At 48.7% G+C, this 18415-nt stretch carries 21 protein-coding genes; 5 read left to right on the top strand and 16 right to left on the bottom strand.

All coding sequences use genetic code 11. The annotated features are described in order from the left end of the window. Positions 1 to 74: 74 nt before the first annotated feature. The gene (locus AACZ64_RS01740) at positions 75 to 1598 is read right to left on the bottom strand and encodes a hypothetical protein (protein WP_293613672.1); all 1524 of its coding nucleotides are present in this window, start codon (positions 1596 to 1598) and stop codon (positions 75 to 77) included. Between the two features lie 364 nt (positions 1599 to 1962). Continuing rightward, on the bottom strand, positions 1963 to 2922 hold the full coding sequence (locus tag AACZ64_RS01735) for a hypothetical protein (protein ID WP_293613671.1): 960 nt from the start codon (positions 2920 to 2922) through the stop codon (positions 1963 to 1965). 323 nt (positions 2923 to 3245) lie between these two features. Between AACZ64_RS01735 and AACZ64_RS01730 the strand changes: the two genes are divergently transcribed. The 3 genes from AACZ64_RS01730 (at position 3246) to AACZ64_RS01720 (ending at position 4365) form a co-directional block, all read left to right on the top strand. After that, positions 3246 to 3782, top strand: a complete 537-nt coding sequence (locus tag AACZ64_RS01730; RefSeq protein ID WP_293613670.1) for an STY4526/YPO1902 family pathogenicity island replication protein — start codon at positions 3246 to 3248, stop codon at positions 3780 to 3782. A gap of 114 nt (positions 3783 to 3896) precedes the next feature. After that, positions 3897 to 4139, top strand: coding sequence for a hypothetical protein (locus AACZ64_RS01725; RefSeq protein WP_293613669.1), 243 nt, complete (start codon positions 3897 to 3899; stop codon positions 4137 to 4139). Between the two features lie 7 nt (positions 4140 to 4146). Continuing rightward, positions 4147 to 4365, top strand: a complete 219-nt coding sequence (locus AACZ64_RS01720) for a hypothetical protein (RefSeq protein WP_293613668.1) — start codon at positions 4147 to 4149, stop codon at positions 4363 to 4365. A 38-nt stretch (positions 4366 to 4403) separates the two neighbouring features. On the opposite strand, the gene radC is transcribed toward AACZ64_RS01720, so the two are convergent. The 7 genes from radC to AACZ64_RS01685 form a co-directional block, all read right to left on the bottom strand. Further along, positions 4404 to 4898 (bottom strand): DNA repair protein RadC, encoded by a 495-nt coding sequence (gene radC, locus AACZ64_RS01715; protein ID WP_293613667.1) that lies wholly within the window; start codon positions 4896 to 4898, stop codon positions 4404 to 4406. Between the two features lie 118 nt (positions 4899 to 5016). Next, positions 5017 to 5490: a DUF3577 domain-containing protein gene (locus AACZ64_RS01710; RefSeq protein WP_293613666.1), complete on the bottom strand. Its 474-nt coding sequence runs from the start codon at positions 5488 to 5490 to the stop codon at positions 5017 to 5019. Positions 5491 to 5690: 200 nt separating this feature from the next. After that, on the bottom strand, positions 5691 to 7259 hold the full coding sequence (locus tag AACZ64_RS01705; protein ID WP_293613665.1) for a conjugal transfer protein TraG N-terminal domain-containing protein: 1569 nt from the start codon (positions 7257 to 7259) through the stop codon (positions 5691 to 5693). Positions 7260 to 7316: 57 nt separating this feature from the next. After that, positions 7317 to 7466, bottom strand: coding sequence for a hypothetical protein (locus tag AACZ64_RS01700; protein WP_293613664.1), 150 nt, complete (start codon positions 7464 to 7466; stop codon positions 7317 to 7319). 133 nt (positions 7467 to 7599) lie between these two features. Beyond that, a complete protein-coding gene (locus AACZ64_RS01695) occupies positions 7600 to 8928 on the bottom strand; it encodes an integrating conjugative element protein (RefSeq protein ID WP_293613663.1) in 1329 nt (442 codons plus the stop codon). Then, positions 8925 to 9938, bottom strand: a complete 1014-nt coding sequence (locus AACZ64_RS01690) for a TIGR03756 family integrating conjugative element protein (RefSeq protein ID WP_293613662.1) — start codon at positions 9936 to 9938, stop codon at positions 8925 to 8927. The genes AACZ64_RS01695 and AACZ64_RS01690 overlap by 4 nt, the downstream gene beginning before the upstream one ends. Then, positions 9931 to 10404 carry a TIGR03757 family integrating conjugative element protein gene (locus AACZ64_RS01685; protein WP_293613661.1) on the bottom strand — a complete coding sequence of 158 codons (474 nt, stop codon included), beginning with the start codon at positions 10402 to 10404 and terminating at the stop codon, positions 9931 to 9933. The genes AACZ64_RS01690 and AACZ64_RS01685 overlap by 8 nt, the downstream gene beginning before the upstream one ends. Positions 10405 to 10509: 105 nt before the next feature. Between AACZ64_RS01685 and AACZ64_RS01680 the strand changes: the two genes are divergently transcribed. Further along, entirely contained in the window at positions 10510 to 10926 is a 417-nt protein-coding gene (locus AACZ64_RS01680; RefSeq protein ID WP_293613660.1) for a hypothetical protein, read from the top strand. 80 nt (positions 10927 to 11006) lie between these two features. After that, positions 11007 to 11582: a hypothetical protein gene (locus AACZ64_RS01675; protein WP_293613659.1), complete on the top strand. Its 576-nt coding sequence runs from the start codon at positions 11007 to 11009 to the stop codon at positions 11580 to 11582. Between the two features lie 80 nt (positions 11583 to 11662). Here AACZ64_RS01675 and AACZ64_RS01670 read toward each other — a convergent pair whose 3' ends face one another. Genes AACZ64_RS01670 through AACZ64_RS01640 form a run of 7 tightly spaced genes read right to left on the bottom strand, consistent with a single transcriptional unit; the run spans position 11663 to position 18373 of the window. Then, positions 11663 to 14398: a conjugative transfer ATPase gene (locus tag AACZ64_RS01670; RefSeq protein WP_293613658.1), complete on the bottom strand. Its 2736-nt coding sequence runs from the start codon at positions 14396 to 14398 to the stop codon at positions 11663 to 11665. A 3-nt stretch (positions 14399 to 14401) separates the two neighbouring features. Continuing rightward, on the bottom strand, positions 14402 to 14758 hold the full coding sequence (locus AACZ64_RS01665; RefSeq protein WP_293613657.1) for a hypothetical protein: 357 nt from the start codon (positions 14756 to 14758) through the stop codon (positions 14402 to 14404). Beyond that, entirely contained in the window at positions 14718 to 16070 is a 1353-nt protein-coding gene (locus tag AACZ64_RS01660) for a TIGR03752 family integrating conjugative element protein (RefSeq protein WP_293613656.1), read from the bottom strand. The genes AACZ64_RS01665 and AACZ64_RS01660 overlap by 41 nt, the downstream gene beginning before the upstream one ends. Next, a complete protein-coding gene (locus AACZ64_RS01655) occupies positions 16063 to 16938 on the bottom strand; it encodes a TIGR03749 family integrating conjugative element protein (RefSeq protein WP_293613655.1) in 876 nt (291 codons plus the stop codon). The genes AACZ64_RS01660 and AACZ64_RS01655 overlap by 8 nt, the downstream gene beginning before the upstream one ends. Further along, positions 16919 to 17617 carry a TIGR03746 family integrating conjugative element protein gene (locus AACZ64_RS01650; protein WP_293613654.1) on the bottom strand — a complete coding sequence of 233 codons (699 nt, stop codon included), beginning with the start codon at positions 17615 to 17617 and terminating at the stop codon, positions 16919 to 16921. The genes AACZ64_RS01655 and AACZ64_RS01650 overlap by 20 nt, the downstream gene beginning before the upstream one ends. Further along, positions 17614 to 17976: a TIGR03750 family conjugal transfer protein gene (locus tag AACZ64_RS01645; RefSeq protein WP_293613653.1), complete on the bottom strand. Its 363-nt coding sequence runs from the start codon at positions 17974 to 17976 to the stop codon at positions 17614 to 17616. Before AACZ64_RS01645 ends, AACZ64_RS01650 begins: the two co-directional genes overlap by 4 nt. A gap of 10 nt (positions 17977 to 17986) precedes the next feature. Then, positions 17987 to 18373: a TIGR03745 family integrating conjugative element membrane protein gene (locus AACZ64_RS01640; protein ID WP_293613652.1), complete on the bottom strand. Its 387-nt coding sequence runs from the start codon at positions 18371 to 18373 to the stop codon at positions 17987 to 17989. Positions 18374 to 18415 lie beyond the last annotated feature (42 nt).

Below are 18415 nucleotides of genomic sequence, written 5' to 3'. Positions count from 1 at the left end.
GACTCTATATGTACATGTCTTATGCCAAACCGCGATGGTTTTACTAGAAAAATCACGCGATTGCCCAATATATCTCAGCCCTCTATGTCTGCCGGATAAATTGATGTCCTGGGATTGTTGAAATAATAATCCCTCAATATCCCCCGCGTGTGTGGGCTAACATTGTCATGCTGGGAGTATTGCTTGATAGCAGCACCATCCCGCCAAGCAACAGTATGTTTATCTAGTTCCGTCTGCTGTTGCTCCAACCATTCAATGGCAGCAGGATGAAAGGTGCCATTGGTCCATATCTCAAACTCAAATTTTCGGTCAACATAGTTAATACCATATGGCCGGATCGCTTCGTTAATCAAGGGTATTCGATTGCTGTACCATCGCTTTACCTCCTCCAAGCTGACCATCGCACCAGGTATTTTAGCTTTACATTCCACGATAATGGATCGTCCCTCTTCCTCAAGATCCACCAATACATCCAGTTCGGCAATGTTGGATATCTTATACCCAACGGTTAGATAGCCTCCTGTGACCGCAACCAGTAGGTTGCCCACCACCAGTTCAAACAGACTCCCCCGAAGGTTGGCGCTTGCCCCTTCAATCCTCGTCAAACGGTTCATTACGTTTTCAAGGTGTTCCGGGTTAATGGCTGCAGTCTTGCCAGTGTCGCTCAACACTTTAATTAAATCATTCAGGGCTTTTGCCACATCCTGCCCAAATAACTGCGACGTGGTGGCAGCTATGATGCCCACGCTTCTCGCTCGTTCATAAGCAGCTTGAGCAAACCCATCAGCCACCAGAAACCCCATGATGGGCGCTACTTTGGATGGGGAGGCTGCCATATCGTACTTGCGAACAAATACCTCCACCTCTTCATCACTGATCTGGTGGCCAAGACTGACATCACAGACAAAGAATCCTGGTTTGATCTCACCATTGGGGGCTGAAACTAATGGTCTAACATAGGATGGCGCGCTGACATCCCAGGTTATTCCCGAGACAACAGGTGGCTTTTCATCATTGCGTAGTGCGAACTTGGCGTAACTGCCGAATCCCAGCTTTCTTGCCCAATCGGCAATCGCCGCAATGGCGAGATTCTCTGTAATAGCGATGGCCCGCTGCTCTAAGGAAGGGGCTAGGACGTTATAGCAGTGGGGGTTGAAACTGATCCATATCTCGCCACTCTTGTCATCCTGAACTTCCTTGAGCAGATGGATGCTGATCAGACGTTCTAGAATAATCTCCGGTGACAGCTGTTTTTGGCGTCTGATCGGCGCACCACAGATACGCGGAAAAAGCGATTTGGGGCAAGCACCACCTCTTCGTTTTAGCCCCACCATCACAGCCCAATAGGCTTTACCGTTGGTTTTGAATGCAACCTCTAAAGCCCCCCAAAACCTAGCGTCACCATATTGGTTGTCAAGATAGATGAATTTGGCATTCTTCTCGAATCGAACACCTGATAAACGTATGACCCCACTAGCCCTCTCGACTCTTTTCCGGGCAGCCTCTGGGGTTGCGCCCTGATCAACCATGATCTGAATCAGCCTGGAGCTCAGGCATGGCCCCACCTTGTTTAAAAGGTCTCTAACATTGGCAGTCAAATGATGCTCTCTTTAGGGTAATGTCACACTGCTCTATTTATAATACATTTTTATCGGTCAGGCGATATTTTTCGAGTTGTAGAAAGGGTAAAATTTATTCTTATAGATCAATGGGTTACGAAGAGAAAATCCTATCTGATTTAGCCCTGTGTCCGCTATGGACAGTCTCAACTGTTATTTCACACTCGATCGGTATAGGCATAGCAATCTGGCTCTACCCACACACAATGGCGTTTACGGGCTTTGCCGGGTTCGCTAGTCACTCATTCCCCGAGGGGGAACTGACGCCCTTTCAATCCCTAACGCTCCAGCACTCCGGGCTATTTGGGAGCCCATAGTGCACCTTGTGTAGACTGGCATCATGCTAGCTTGTCACTCTTTCTGACAGCTTGTAGCTATTGCGGATGTCGGTATCGAGAATTCCGGTGGCATGTAGATCACGCAGCACCGCCCGAATCTGATCCAGGCTAAGGTCATAGTCAGCACTCTTGATAACTCGCAGAACGGGCCGAATCTTGCCGTTTAGTATGTCGAAAGTGAGTTGAGCCAATTTCTGCCTATATTCCTCATCGACGACAGTATCATCACCGGGTTGCAGATCAGGCTCATCAGCACGGGAGCTGGGCAAGCTATTAGCTCTTTTCTCAGCACCAGCCAAGCTAATCATGCCCAAAGTACTAACCTCCAACAGCAGAGCTAAGACCGCATAGCCAAAAGTTCTGGCAGAATCTAGGCTGATATTCAGAGTGCGACTAATGCCGATAAAGAGCTTGGTGGTTTCAAGCTGGCTCTCTGTTGCTGACAATCCCACCTGTGATAATGCTGATTGCTTCTCTGCTATCTCTGCCTGAAATCCAGCTATCCTGGCCGCGCTATTTTGAGCCTGTTCCCATTGTTTGTGATAGCTGCTTCCGAGTCTCTTGTTCAACAGCTGTTCTTCAATAGCGATATTTTTCTGAAGACCGTCAATTTCTTGCTGAAGTGCTACATACTCAGGTGAGCGCCGCTGCGCTTCTTTAATTAGCCGCATCTCGGAGGAGATAAAAAAGGCACAACTGGCAAGCCAGGAGAAAACCATCAAAACAAGGCTGAGCACTTTGAAGTATCGACTAATTTGTCGATTAACCCAGAATAGATATTTTCCAATATCAATACAGCAGCCAATAAAAATGAACAAAGCCGCCATAAATATGGCCTGTTCACTCTCTCTAGGATTCATCACACTATCAAAATCAGCTCCGGAGAGCGACATCGCAAATAGCCCCGTCAGCAACATGCTAACCAGGAAAAACACCGTCTGGACGAACCAAATAAGTTTGAGCATGTAAGGAAATCTTCTGCTTGAAGCTTAAATTATCATTTTGTTTCTACCTTTGATGTCGAACTAGCAATTACTTTTCGGACTAGAAAATAAATTATTATTCCTCCTTAGCAACAGGAATTTTTCTCGCACTCGCAGTGTAATTGCGCTCATACTGTGACAGCACTCACATTTTCAGTATTTCACTAGTGACTGATAGCTCAGTTACATAATTTTCTTTTGTTTTTGAAAAGTTTCTAAAGGTCTCACTCTTTTGTTGTCTATACGCTGAACATATCAATGAATTAGATGTGTTCTGTTATTTCAAGGACGAAGGAGTCTCGACTATGCCCAGCTTTGAAGAGAAAATGGCTCAAGCAGCAGCTAAAAAACTAGTTTCATCATCAGGTACGCTACATTCTATACACTTCAAAACCAGCAATCTGCCAGACGAAATAATTGACATCATGGCCAAGCTAAATCTGGCGGAGCAGCATTCTCTAATTCATCGCGCCCATCGATTCCTAGTTATTCAAGTCGATACTACCGCGTTACAACGTCAACTCTCGGAGCTAGAGATTCTGCGAGATGAAAAAGAGCTAGAAGACAAATACCTGTTTATGGGCGCACCTTTGGCGTTGATGCAACGGTTGTTTGGCACGCACGCTGCCGATTTTTCACGCCGTCGCAGTGCCTTGAGCATTCGTGGCGTTGGCACGGGAAGGCCACCAGCTTGTGACGAAGCCACTGAGCTACGAATCTGGAAATTGTGGGATACCCACCAGGACATTGAGGAACGGCTGAGATTTATCAAAGTTGCAGAGGAAGCTGGCATTGATCTCCACATGATTTGGGGTGCATTGAAACCGTACCTGGATAAGTAGCTAATCGAGCCACCTGCGCCAATTCTCAAATCACTGATAAGTCACTTTTAACCCGCTTTTCATAGGCGTATCATAGGCACTATCGGCTTCTCGGTATTTTCTAAGGAGAGGATAATGTCTGGAAAACGTCTCATTCACCTGGCAGCGGTCTTATTGCTCCTGTCATCATTCTTCTTGCCAGCGCATGCTGATTCCACTAACTGGCGCTATCTTGTCAAGACCTACCCGCTGATGGGAAACGACTCTGCCTTATCCCAGGCGATGAATAAACTGGGCGCTAAAGGCTGGGAGCTGGTCAACTGTACGGAAGGCGGCGCAGAGATTACCTGTATATTCAAACGCCCAGAGAAGGAGTAGGTAAACCATGGAATACGCCAAAAAGTCTTTCCTTCTTCTATTTGCGTTATGCACCGGGCTACTCTCAGTCTGTTGGCGGATGGTATCTTTTGCTTTCAGCGCCCTAGATTTTGAGCCTGATGTCGAAGAGAAATCCGACACCAATGTCTGGTACAACTACCGAACAGGCGAAATTGATCCTGTTAAGCGATATGACGGCATCTACCAGGAGAGGCTGCAGAAATAGTCCATGACACGGTAGTGTCATGGGCTAAGAGCAATTTTCTAGATCAATCCGCGTTCGGCAAACGATATGACATCTTGATCGCCGACCACAAAGTGATCCAACACTCGAACATCTACCAATGCCAATGCGTTTTTAAGCCGATCCGTAATCTGTCGATCTGCGGAACTCGGCTCAGCCACCCCTGATGGGTGATTATGAGCCAGTATGACAGCCGCTGCGTTGACTTCTAAAGTAGCCTTAACGACTTCTCTAGGGTAGACACTACAGCCGTCAATGGTACCTCTGAACAGTTCCCTATCATCAAGTAGCCGATGTTGACTATCCAAAAACAGGCAATAGAAAACTTCATGTTTTCGCTCCGCCAGATGAAAGCGTAAGTAATCTCTTACAGCACCTGGAGATGTAAACTGATCATATTTTCTATTGGTCATCCGTTTATAGAGTAACTGCTTGGCCTCAGCGATGATCTGATTTTCTTCTTCCAGTGCCGTATTCAGTGGGTACTGCTCACTGGATTGATGGTTGGTTTCCATGGTTGTTCTCCCAAGATATAAGCGTGGGAACACAGCCAACTCCTTATGGGAACGGTGGTTCCCATAAAGAAGGAAAGGACGACAAGCTAAGGTGTTAGCTCGTCGTCCTGGTGGTTAACTATCCATTTGCGACCTGCTGCGATCCAGTCTGATCATCAAACACTCTGTCGTCTTCATAGACGAGTTCGTTATTGACTTTCAGAGTCAGGATGCGCGTCAGGAATCCACCAATAGCAGAACCCAGTTCACCGGCACGTTCACCTTGTTTATAGATGAATGCTTTGGCACGAGGGTTCGCCATGTTGAACCGGATCAACACTTTCGCATCGTCTGATTCAATGGCCTCTCGGTTTTCAAGAATGACACCGAGCGCGGTTTCTGCTCCAACAATGAGATCATGATATTCATAATGCACGTTGTCGGCAGGCCCCTGGATAACCGATACTTGAGCAGCATAACGGGGAGGTTTACCCTCGCCGCTAATGTCACGGATAGCATTGAGATAGCCAATGCCATTCGCATACTCGTTAAAGTATCGGGTTTCCTCTGCGGCGGCAGAGTTGGTTTTTTCATTTTTGGTTGTTTTACTCATAGCAAGTCTCCTAAATCAATGAGTGAGAAAAGGAGTTGCTGACCCAATGGGGTAACAAGCTCCCCGGTTGGGTGAGTGAACAAGCTGATCAGCCAGCATCTCGGTTGAGACAACTGCATACCCTGCTGAAAGCAGTGATCGTGGTATGGCGGTGCTATTGAGGCAGCAATAGCCACTGGTGAATGCTGTTTCTAGTGTTTTCATTTAGCACCTTTGGTTTTACCCGTAGACCGATTCCTAAAACTGGGTTTTCGTAAGCTGACATTGCCCGCCGCTGAAGTGCCACGAGTCAAAGCTTGTGTGGCACCTTCCAACTGTGATGCAGCACGGATACCCGCCAAACCGAGATATAAAGAAAGCAGGATAGGTAAAATCAAATACAGGCCACCCGTTAGAAAGTTAAGGATGATGCGTTTTAACGTCAGATCAGTGCTAAACAGTGTGGTTACACTTCCAGGATCAGGATAAAAAGCTTGTATTAGATTCTGATCAACCCACCAGGCAAAGAACCACAGCACCGTCCAAAACTTCACGGAAAACAAGATTAGTGCTCCAATGATCAGTAAAGAAAACTTATAGCGACTGATCAGAATAAAAAATGGTAACAGCGTATAAAGCCCCATTAGCACTAACGATTGAATCATGGGCGCGGCTTCCAAAAACACACGGAGAAAGGCAGCAAAGGAGATGGATGCTTTACCCAAACCGTACACCGCCAATCCCTGTTGAGTGGCATTCTGCACGGCCACAAAGATACCGCTTTGTTCACCCACCTCGAAATCCACCGTGTTGCCATAGGCAAAGTCATAGCCTCGCGTTGTCCAACGCGGTGGTGAGTTAATCAGTGCTAGTTGTGTAATGACATCGCGCCGTTGTACGGCATCCCAGCCGGGCTCCGCTGCTGCCGATTGCAGATCAATATCACCCAAATCATTCAACACTGCCTGCTGAATACTAGGCCACCACTCATTGCAATAGGGCTTGCCATACACAGGGTGATTACTGGCATCCCATTCCACATCCCGCAGCGCCGACCAGGGAAAACCTTCCCTGATCGAATCTGACCGCAGGCTATCGTAGTATCCGGCTATTTCCTGAAAGACATGTGAGCCGATCCAGTCGGTATCGGTGTCGCCATACTGGTTTAATAGTGCATCAATCGCAGCGCTGTCTGGCCGTTCAGTCAGATACTTTGAGCGCGCTTCAATAAAGCAATCACGAAAGAAGTCGTTGATTTCATGGCGCAGCTCTGGGTCTTTGATAGTTGCATCCCGCAGCTCATTGGCGTAGCCACGGTAATCCAGTGTAGGTGGTACGTCCTCCATAACGGCACGATTAAAACCGGAGCTGAAGCTCATCACAGCAAACCAAAATACGGGGACATTGACGTTAGCTGGTGCTCCATTGAAAGAAATACCACCACCATAAGTCGTGCGTGAATTGGCCACGGTCGCTACGGGTTGCGCAGGCGTGCCAATGACAGCGCGTGGCGTAAACGATAAATCAACGGCATTCAACGGCGTTGCCGGAACCGCCGCAATCAGAATCACGAAGAAGGCAATAAAAAACTCCACCTCAATAATCCGCAAGGTGGTATTACCAGCCTCTTCTGCATCTTCCCCGGCATAGGATCGAATGATGGTATCAATCAAAATCCCCAGAAAAGGCAAAAAAACCATGCCCGTTGCGACGAGTACATCCCAGATGCTGTTATAGAAAAACCAGCCAAATAAGGTAGTGTAGAGTTCGAGTGTGCTATCAACTGCCATTACCATGCACTCCCAAGACTCAATAAAGCCTGCAATGGATTTTGTACAATCAGCAATTCATAAAGAACGATCAGCACCGCAAGAGGCAGTCGCGATGGTATTTGCGTTGCCTTTATCTTGATTCTTTTCAATAGATGTTGAATCAAGTAAGGCCACAACCCAATCAATAACGAATAAGCTATTAATCGCCATATCAACAAGCCACATTCGTCAAATTCATGACTGGGAAGATCAGTTGAGCTGACCAATAGACTTACGATAACCCCAGCCATAAGGAGCACGACCAAGGAGATTAAGGTGAATAACCAGCGCCATCGCAGCTTATGTGAAGCCAGTTCTATCATGGCTCTACACCACCATTACTCAGCGGACGAGGATCTTCAGGCGTAGAGGCAGGTGTAGTGAGGGATGACTGACGCTCGGCATTATCACGCAACAGCAGTTCGACCACAGTTGAGGTGAGAAACTTATTGCGCGCATCTTTTTCAAAGATGACGTTTTGTATTTCTCCCTCTAACTCATCGAGAGCGATCTGCACCTCTTTCTGTGCAATTTTATTAGATGCGATGTAACCCTCTTTCCGACCTGCCAGTAACAGCCGCCGTATAATCATCGCCTCTTCCATAACCCTGGCTTCAGCGACCTCCTGCGCCAGCTTATGAATCACAATCGATTGCTCTTGTGCCGGGAGTTGGCGAATAGCCAGAATAACTTGCAAGGTGATCGCAACACCTGGAGCTTCTACCTCATTAAGGTGCTCCCGCGTCGGACGTGTAGTGCCCGCAACCAGGCTCACCAACAAAGGCAGTATGTCTTCGGTCGTTTGTTCTATATAAGGAATCAACCCCTTGCCGGAGCGAGCGCCCTTGGAGCACCCATCGCAAATGCCTATTTCGACTTCACCGAGTACATTATTAACCCACTCATCGACAGCATTCGGCCCAGAAAAATGATCTGCCAGTGGCGCTGAACTGGGCAAATTGGCCGTAGTTTCCGGTGGCCGTTGTGACAGAATATTCAGCCCTGCGGAAGCCACATCGGTGAGCACACGAATCGGCGGCTGATCTTGCCCACCTCGCCGTTGGCCACCCACCCATTCAATGCCATCGTTATGAGCGTCTTCTGCATCATCAACGGCATCGTGAATATTGGCACTGCCAACTCCCAGTGAGCGCTTCCATGAGTCACCCCAACTCACCGTTACCCACTCGGCATAGGGGTTAGTGCCATTGGCTATTTCGTACTGAATGCGCTCACAGCTTTTGGTCGCTAGTGAGAAGGCTTCGTTTGCGCGTAGTAACGCATTCTGAAACAAGTCATAAAGGCCAGGGTTGGCCTTTTGTAAGATGTAGCCCGGTAGATTCGCTATGGCCGCTGATGCCGCCAATTCCAACGCATTCACGGCGTTATCGACACCATTTCTCAGGTTATCCAGCGAACTCTCAATCGCCACAAGCGGGTCAAAGCCACTACAGGACAACGCAGAAGCGGACGCATTCAATGACAAATCTATAGTAGTAATGTTCAGACTGGGAGGAATGGCTATGTCCCGACCGCCGCCAATTTTGTAGTAAAACAGGCTGTCGTCGTTAGGCGCTGGTTCCGACAAGGCTAAATGAGCGCCTGTAACGAAGAAGAATCCTATGGCGCAATGTTTAATAATCTTCATATGCAAATCTCCAATGGCACCGTAAACAAGTAGGCACCCTGCTCTTCACAACACTGATAAGGCCGCCATAAGGAAAAGGCATAGCGATTGTCATGAGCAATGCGGCCAGATGACCATGCCCTCCGATACACATCGTTTTCACCGAATACATAGCACTGGGCATCCATCTTCGGTGCCAGCATTTGCCAAACACCTGTATCAGGGTCATTCTCGACCAGTTCACCTGGTAGCCAGGTACGGTTATAGCCATTGCCATCCAGTGCGGTATAAACATGCGGTTGCCGCGTTTGCGTAACGATGTTCCCCGCACGTTGCGCAATTACAGCGGACGCTTTGGTATCGTCCTTTTGATTGATAAAGCCTGTACGCGGCCACACCGCACCCCACTGCTGCTGAATACCAGCCCCCACCACACGACGGCCTGGAATTAGATTGTGTAGGTACAACAGCTCAGGTAAACCCAAGCGCCAGGTCAACGCATCAAGGGAAGATGATAAGTAAGGTTGAAACGATTCGGCTTCCGATGGGCAGTAATAACCGCTATTGGCTATAAAATCGGTGATGGAGCTAAAAGGGTGTCCAATGGCCGTTACTTCTTTAAACCGGAGGCTCTGGTCAGTAGCAGTATGTCCACCTTCAACGCGATGACCTCCGCCAGCTTCGGCACCATGAAAAAGTGCCACAATGGAATCCGTTAGTTGCCGTTCTATATCACCAAAAATTGCTTCCGCTTCCCGCCAGGGGTTATCGCCGGGTTTATCAAACACACTGACAATCAGATCGGGGTTGTAATGTCGGACACGAATACTGGTTTCTATCGAGCATTCGTAAATACTGCATCGAAGCCAGACACATACGCCGGTAATGCAGTAGTTTAGGCAGGATCGGTCGAGCGTCATCGACTGAGTAATATCGCTCAATGTCAGTGTCGTAGGTTCTGCATCGAATGCACGAACCGGGTTACTGAATGCCGTTATAAGCAATAAGGCAATGACGGGCAGCCTATTCATGGATAGTTTCCTCGCCCGAATCTAATCGCCACTGCCGGTACTTTTCGAGCGCTTGGGATAAATCGGTCAACCCATAAACCACCACTTTCTCATCGAAGATAATCGCGGGATAGCGATCCAAACTGTAGGCCATAGCCGCACCCACCGCTTTGTAAGCACTGCGCAGCTCTGATTCAAGCCGAGCTTTACCGATGTCTTCAACACGCCGGTGAAATTCAGCCATTGCCAGTTTTTCATTAACTGGTAGACCTTGGCTCAAACGGCTTTCTACCTGGGAAATACTATCCAGGTTCAATAGAGTTATTTGGGGGATATAGCTCTTTAAGGTATCCGGTGTAGATACTAGATATTGATCAGAGGTAATGACTATCACTGAATCAGGCCACAGACTTGACGCAGCCTGTACTCCCGTACAAGCTAACCCCATAAAACTGACGAAAATGACCAATCTAGCTACGGTAATCACTCTGTATTAACCTCCAATGATTTGATGACACAATCATCGGATTTTTAAAGTGGTGTTAATACGGAAAAGCTTTCAGTGTTAAAAATAAGTTCTAGTAAGGCGCATATGGATATTAAAATCGCATGGAAATACGTCGTTGATGGTAATGAAGAGCTTGACCTGCACAGAGTTCTTTATGCATATGTGCATCCGGATACCGAAGAAATTTTATACATAGGCAAGGCTGACCGGTGCTCAGTAAAAGAACGGCTTCAAGGGAGACATAAAGAAGACATCTTTGACTATTTCAAAAGTGAGTTTGACCTAGACAGCATGGGTCTATTAGTAGGGGAGCTGTGGTTACCAGAAGGAAATCGCTATAGCTCAGAGCTACTGTCTGATATTGAGTCACTACTAATTTATGAGCTAGAGCCACCTGCAAACTTGCAAGCAATATCATCCAGAATTTCTAGGCCTGGTATGGTCGTATTCTGCAGAGGCGATTGGCCGGACGATTGCGATGAATTTAGGGATCATGCCTAGCAAGCGCAGGCTTTCGGACAAAATTTACCCTGCGCTTCAATTTTTCCCAATGCCGGGACCCGAAGTGCTAAGGAGAGATCATGGAATCAACCAGGCCTACACATGTACAAGTTGCAAATCACTTTTATCATGATGCAATTGATCTGCATGCACGATATATAGTCTGTGAAGCCAGCGAGTCGCCCGAGTTTTATTCTTCAAAGTCCCGTAGGATGAAATGTTTTATCGATTTAAGAATGGCAATGGAAAGTGCACTGAAGTCTGTAGTTACTTATTATTGCCATTCAGATAAACAGGGAGAGAAACTGGTAAAGAAGGTCGAAAATTACCGACACCATATAGAGAAACTAATCGGCAAAGCTCTGGAGCATCTTCCCGAAGAAGACCGAGATAGAACCGATACTTTATGTAAGCAGCTACATAATTTACCAGTTGGCCTTAGGTATAGACTCGACGTAATGGACTTCAAGAGAAACAATGAAAAATTATATGGTGATACAGTAGGATCTGACGACTGGATGAAAAGCACATCAGAAACGATCAAATCGATAGCAGATTTTATTGGCAAAGAATTGAATAAAGAGAGTCGCGTTCTTTCAAGCGGCGAGCTAAAGGAAGAATATTTTGCAACAAAGTACGATAAATATTCAAAGTAGTGCCGAAGTCACTTGGCTGTAGTAAGCGTCAATGTCTACTACCAGGCGCCCCTACTCCGGTCATAAACCATAAACAAGCCCTATTTTTTAGAAATAGCAAAGGCCCTATCGACCAGCTCATTGGCTACCGCAAAAGCCGCCTCTAGCTCAGAGCAATGTTGGGATCGCATGATTTCAGCTCGCTGCTGCTTTTCATGTTTCTCTGTCATGGCCAAGGCTAACGCCAATGGCGGTGGCACATTGCGGAATAAGCATTGAAGGGTGTCGGCCAGCACCACGCCCTCAGTGTATTTACCCGGCTCTTTACGAGCAGCCAATAGCATATGCTTTTGCTCGTCGGTTAGGTCTTTGAAACGTGATATTTGTTCGATTTCTTCCTTCGGGCAAACCATCGCTATCCACCACTCGAACATGCTTAGCAGCTTCTTAGCTGTATCGGGAAAGTCTTCTAGGTTCTGAGTCGCCAACCACAACCAGGCACCCAGCTTCCGCCACATCTTGACGATCTTAACCAGGAATATAGCCAGTAACGGATTAGTGGTAATTAGGTGAGCTTCGTCTCCCAAGACAAAGGTAGGGCGATGTGAATACTGCTCGCGTTCAACGACGCCATTGATCTGGTTCATTAAGCCCATAAAACCGAGGGCAAGTTGGTCTTCATAACCCTCATTCGCTAGCAGTCCCATTTCCAATATAGTGACGTCGGCTTCCGGCCAGGCTTTACCGGGTCGATTAAAGAAATGTCCGGCAGTGCCAGAACAGTACAATGCCATCGCGTCGGCCATGTCTTTGGCGCGTTCGCGGCGTTTGGGAGTACTATCTTCCTCCAGGGAAATCTGATTGAGCGCCGCCACAACATCCTCAGTGAGTACAATTTCTTTGCTGCCGGACGCTAATTTATCTTGCGCGGCTTTGATGATAGCTTGTCGAATAGTGAGACGGTCAGCCCGTGACATTAAGGCTTCTTCTTTACTGTCGCCGCCCGTGATCATAATGCGGGCTTTCAGCTCCATTTCTCCAAGAAGATCGCGTTCTTCGTCATCTTCATCGTCACTGTCTGAGGCATCCAGTGAGGCTTCGCTATTCAGGGTGCGTTGTTTCGCCGCCTCCTTTTCCAACATTTCATAGGCATCAGAAAACGGTGGCAAACTAACGTCTTCTTTGGGGTGGAGGGTCACTTGATTGACCGACAAGCCAAAATACTTGCAGTAGTCACCAAACAACTTAAAGGAACCGCCTTTTTCGATTACATAGATTCTCGCCCCATAGATCGCTGCGACCTGTAACAAGATATACACCATCAAGGCAGATTTACCCGACCCCGGTGGCCCCAGCACCAGGCCAAAGGCATTCTTGGCACGATCTGCTTTATTGAGTGGATCAAAGGTTAGTGGCTCGCCGCCCCGATTGAAAAACACCAAACCAGGATTCCCCGTACCTTTGCTACGACCATAGAACGGCAATAAATTGGCCAAATCACTGGAAAACACTAAGCGGCTTTTACGGCTCAGTTTGTCCCGTTTGGGCTCGTAATTCATGGGTAACTGATGAATGTAGGTATCCAGTGGCAGCAACTCATCTTTTTCTCGAATGGGATGCAGGCCATTGGCCAGCAATAGCGCATTGACTTCATTGGTGCGCTTTTGCAGCTCAACCAAATCGTTACCACGAGTAAATAAGGTTATCGTCGTGGGCAACAAATAGTCACCGTGTGACATCCACCTCAAAGCTTCTTTTGCATCTTGTTCTGCCGCCATCGCCTCAGCAGTTTCACCTTTGGCGGCATTAAGTATTTGCACAATATGATTTTCAACATTGTCTTGTGGCATTACCGTGATGGTGATCGCCAAAACACAGCCTTCGGGCAATTTATCGAACAGGGCATAGAGATTGTCACCAATGCGACGCTCGCCGGTGAAATGACCAGGAAAGGGTTTACGCCGCAAAGCATCAACAGCAATGGCCCGATGCGGCATGTCATCAAACCACCACACACCGTGTTCTTGATCGGATTCCGGCTGGGAGAGAAACAGTAACTGGGACAGGTCATGCCCAAAGGGCCGATCTTTCGGCTTGGGCAATTCGGTCAGCTCCGTCAAGGCATCCAGGTCACCACCTGTAATATCAGCCGTGGGATTAAACCAGCGTAACAGCCAGGCATATAAATCCTGATCATTGCAGCGCCGAATACCTATGCCCGAGGCAACCATCTGAGTCACAAATCGCTCAGCTACCTGATTAATTTCCATGACGGGATCAATGTTGTAGTGGTCTTTGGTGTCTCGGCGGCGGTACAAAAATACCCGCACGCGTCGAACCTTTCCGCGCCAGTCACCTCCCGTTACCGTGGTATCTTCAAATAGTCCGCCTTTGTGCGTAACGTGTTTGAAGTGGCGTTGCATCCGGCCCACAAAGTTACTGGTGAGCTGCCGGTGTTCAGCGTTCGATTGGGTTTGGTTTTCGCTGGCGTACTTACCGAGCGTTTTGGCTAAAGCGGACAATGAATCTTCATCGGACACATAGCACTGCAACACAAAAGGGTTATCGTGGGCAGGAATCGTGTGGTTTATGCACGTCTGAATATTGGTCTGCACTTCTTCTAAGAAACGCTCTGATCGTGCTTCAGTAGATACACCCACAATCTCAAACATGGCGGCCGCACTGTAACCGTCTTCCAGAGTGAATGTTTGAGTCGCTTCATCAAAATCAACCCACGGTAGCCAATCCGATAATGACTCTGGACGGCGGTACAAATTGGAAATATCTTGATCCGTCACCAAACGACTGGCTTGCTTATCCTTTTTACCCGTCAACATGAATTACTCCCAACCCTTAGTTTCACCCGGCGCGGCAATATGATCCTGGGTATAAAGCCTAAAAAACGTGCTGTATCCGGGCACCGGATGTCCTGCACTACTCAAATGTGGGAACACATACATAGTTAATGTGGGGTTCGGTAACCACTGAAAATCTGAATCAGTTACTGGCTCTTTCAACTGCACTTCACGTAAGGGCTTTTCTAATGGAACAGCATCTTCTTTCTGAAACCTACTATCGTGAATAACCTTCATGCTTGGCATGTCTTTTCCAAACACCCGGCTTTTAGAGCTGGCACAGCCGCTGATTAACCCTGTGCTAATCAAGATCAGTGCGAGCGTGCGTATCGTCTTGTGCATATCGCAACCTCCTAATAATCGAACTCTTATCCAACGGCAGGCTACGATCCAGATGCACGGATACTGCCGCACCAGGATTCACCACCACCGCATCGAAACTTTGTTTCTGTCTGGCCAAAAGCCATTCACTGACTTCATCGGTGGCCGATTGCACTGCTTCTCCCGCAGCCAGCTTGTTGATATTCCCACTCACCGTACTGGTTGTCGTACCCGTGAGTGCTGAGGTCTGGCGCTGCTGTTGGGCTTCGGCATAGGCCGAGCCCGCTGCACCGAGAGCAGCAAGCCCCACCCGTTGCGATAGAAATGCTGGTGCATTTGTGACAAAGCGCCCGGCAACACAGGGCACACCGCTGGGATCAGAGATATAACCCAAGGGCTGACCCGCGCTGCTGTGATTGACAATGGAACCGTCTTCAAAAATAAACGTGGCAGACATCAGCCGGGCGCTGACACAAGACAAGTTCCAATCACCAAAACCCAGGCCACTAAATATCATGCCTTCAACTTCCGGCAATTCGTGACCATTGGCTAACAGATTTTCTCTGCCTATATAGATTTTTATGGGGTACGGATCAGGCGTTTGCCCCTCGACGGGGATGCGACCAATTAACGCAGTCAGCGCTAGGCCATCGGTGAGCGTGGCATCTTTCGGTAAGGTATACACCGGCTCAATCACTACCTCGGGCTTAGATGCCGATGCCTGTTCCTCGACAGGTTCTGCGCTCACCGTTGGGCCTTGCAGCAAGCCGGTAAAACGACTGCTCTCGCCACCCTCTGATTCTGGTTCAGCCCAATCGAGAGGGTTAAACCACTCCCCCTGATTGGGGTCGTCTCGCAATACGCCTTGTTCATCAAAACCAAAACCTATTGGGAGACCTTCTTCATTTAATGGCGTTTTTGCCAACGCTTGCTCACCGCGCACATCGGCCAGCTCACGTTGCAAGCTCGCCAGCGTTTGCTCGAGCGAGGTAATAGTTGCTTTGGTATCCGCGAGTTGTTGCTGTGCGTCTTCACTGGAATGAGTCAGTGCTGAGAGTTGCTGCCGGTTTTCCAGCACTTGTTCCATCTTGTCTTCTGTAGACTCATGCAAGGCATCGGCTTTGCTGACCGCTTCACGGGCATAAGCCTGCAATGCGCGAATAGTGTCAGTTTGGGTATCGCCATCCTCACGCTTGGCAGCAGGATCATAACCCGGCACCTGCTCGATAGGCTGGTGGCTGACTTTGCTCTCAGAGCACATCACCAAGGACAAACACAATACAGCTACTACCGCGCCGCCGATCAATAGCGGATTCATACGTTTCTCAGCCATCGGTCGCCTCCTCAAATTCACCGTTAGGTTGAGGGGCAACACCCAAGCTTTCGATAAAGGGGCGATCCGATACCAAGTACAAGGTAGTGGTATCGGTCTCTTTGCCTGCTACACCCAAGAAATCATGCTGGGTGACGGCAGTTAGCCAGCCACCTCGCAGTGAATGAGCCAAGTCGATTGTATTGGGCTTGTTACTATCGGAGAAATTCAAATGGAGGTTTTGGCCAGTGACATTGCGTAGTTTGATTGCCGTTACTGTAAAACCGCCCCCTTGCCAAGCGGCGAGAGGCTGCGCATCGATTCGCTGGCCACGTATCAGTGGTACAGGTTTTTGGGCATCTATTGGAATACGTTTGATCTGACTGTCACCACGCAGCAACCTCTCTGGAGCGTAAAGCTGCTGTGCAGCATACCGGGTTAAACGCACTCGCCAATCTTCTGTATGACGCACTGCGGTCTGATCTTTAGCCCGGTTGGTCACTGCCTCGGGCTTCATCACCACCAGCTCGTCACTGGCTGACTCCGAATCATTGACTGTCACATCGAGCAGATAGATGGTCTGATCCACCAAGCCCTGAATGCGAATGCGAGTGGCCGGAAAAGGCTCCATTGCCCGGATATATAAAACGCCGTTAGCGGCGACTACAGACAACTTGCGCTTTAAGCTATCGGGTAGCCAATATCGAACATCACCGGGGAAATGAATGATGCGCTCTTGATTGTGCTGTATATGTACCGCGATCGGTCGCTTATCCCAGACAACCCGCTCCACGGCTGGGGACTGATCCGCTATGGCTGAGTTGGCCACCCACAGCATGGCAAGCACGGCCACGATTTTCGATATTGCATTACTTCTCTGGTACGGCATGACTCATCTCCGGCATAAAGGGTTGACCAACCTGCTGTTCACTCAACAGTTCGGGCCGCATGGATGCGTCACAATCCAGCGCCAGACCCCAAGGGTTCACTTCCTTATCCACATCAAAGCGCACTACCCGCATCGGGTAGCGCAATAGGACATCTTTAACGGAATGACCATTGATCGATTCGATAACATTCACATCGAGCCAGGTAAGCCAAGAGGTGCCGCTTTCAAATGTCACCCGCGAGCGGGTGTAAGAGTGACCGAGAATTTCCTGGATGCTGCGCACACGCTGACGAAGTTCGCCCAAGCGTTGCTTTTCATTCATATCGGCTTCGAGGGCTACCCGGCAGCTTGGTGTCATAAAGCCCTGCAACTTGTAGATTTGTTGCGGGTAGTCTTTCTCACCATCAGACGGCCAGCGATTCAATTGCTGAAAGATGTAATAGGCGAAGGTGTACACCAAGGGTGCTGGCACATTGTCGAACTGCGTCACCATGCCTTGTGTCAGATCGGGGGGAATATAGAGTCGCCGCGTTTCCTGCAGGACACCATTTCGCCACCACAGGGCAGCAATTACTACCGCTAGAAATATGATGGCTATGCGCAGTGAGCGTATATGATCAGTTGTGGCAATAAGCCGGTTACGCGCCTGGTTATTACGAAGGGATAATAGCTCTTTCATGGCCGAATCCTCCGGCCCACATCCCAAACCCGGCTTTGCCGAATGAACGGCGACTTTATCAGTTGGCAGTCTTCCAGCCATAGGCGAAGCCGCAACTGGTAAAAACCCAGCGGACGACCACGCTTGAGCTTTTGCAGCACAGTGGCACCAATTACCACCCAACCGATAACGAGTAATAGGCCAATGCCCACACCCATCATCAAATAGCCGAATAGCCCGCAGATAATGATACTGGCAGGCACCAATACTCCCGCACCCGTTGTCACCAGCATCATTAATTCAGAAAGTGAGCAACCCCGAAATATCGACGGCTCAGCGTTCAGGCGTAGCGGCAGTAGCTCATTGCGTTCCATAGGCATGGCCCCGCTCCTAGATAATGCCTACGGCTTCGTTCAGGAAGAACGACACGACGGCCAGTAACGCACCCGCAATCACCGCCGTTAGACCTACCGAACCCCAATCGGGATCATTCGAGCTTCTGGCTTCGTTAAATTTGGACAGTAATATCCAGCCTACCCACAGAAACCCAGCGCCAGAGATCGCCAGCGCGATATAATCAACGGCATCGCCCGTCCATCCCTCCATAAATTGCAGGTAGTTACCATTGGGCGCACCGTTAGATGGATTGACTGGCGTAGGAAGCTGAGCCTGGGCTGCAATCGCTAGCAACCCAAGCCAGAGCAGTTGCCAGCGAGATTTGAAAAATTGACAGGCGCGTTGCCGCTTGCAGCGCGACAGGACAGTTAAGACATTCATTGGCGTTCTCCTATATTGTTAGCCAAATGTGTGTCGTTGTTG

The sequence above is a fragment of the uncultured Porticoccus sp. genome (genome assembly GCF_963975625.1).
Taxonomy (GTDB): domain Bacteria; phylum Pseudomonadota; class Gammaproteobacteria; order Pseudomonadales; family Porticoccaceae; genus Porticoccus.
Note: the sequence above shows the minus strand (reverse complement) of the source record. Positions and strands in the feature narration are given on the sequence as shown.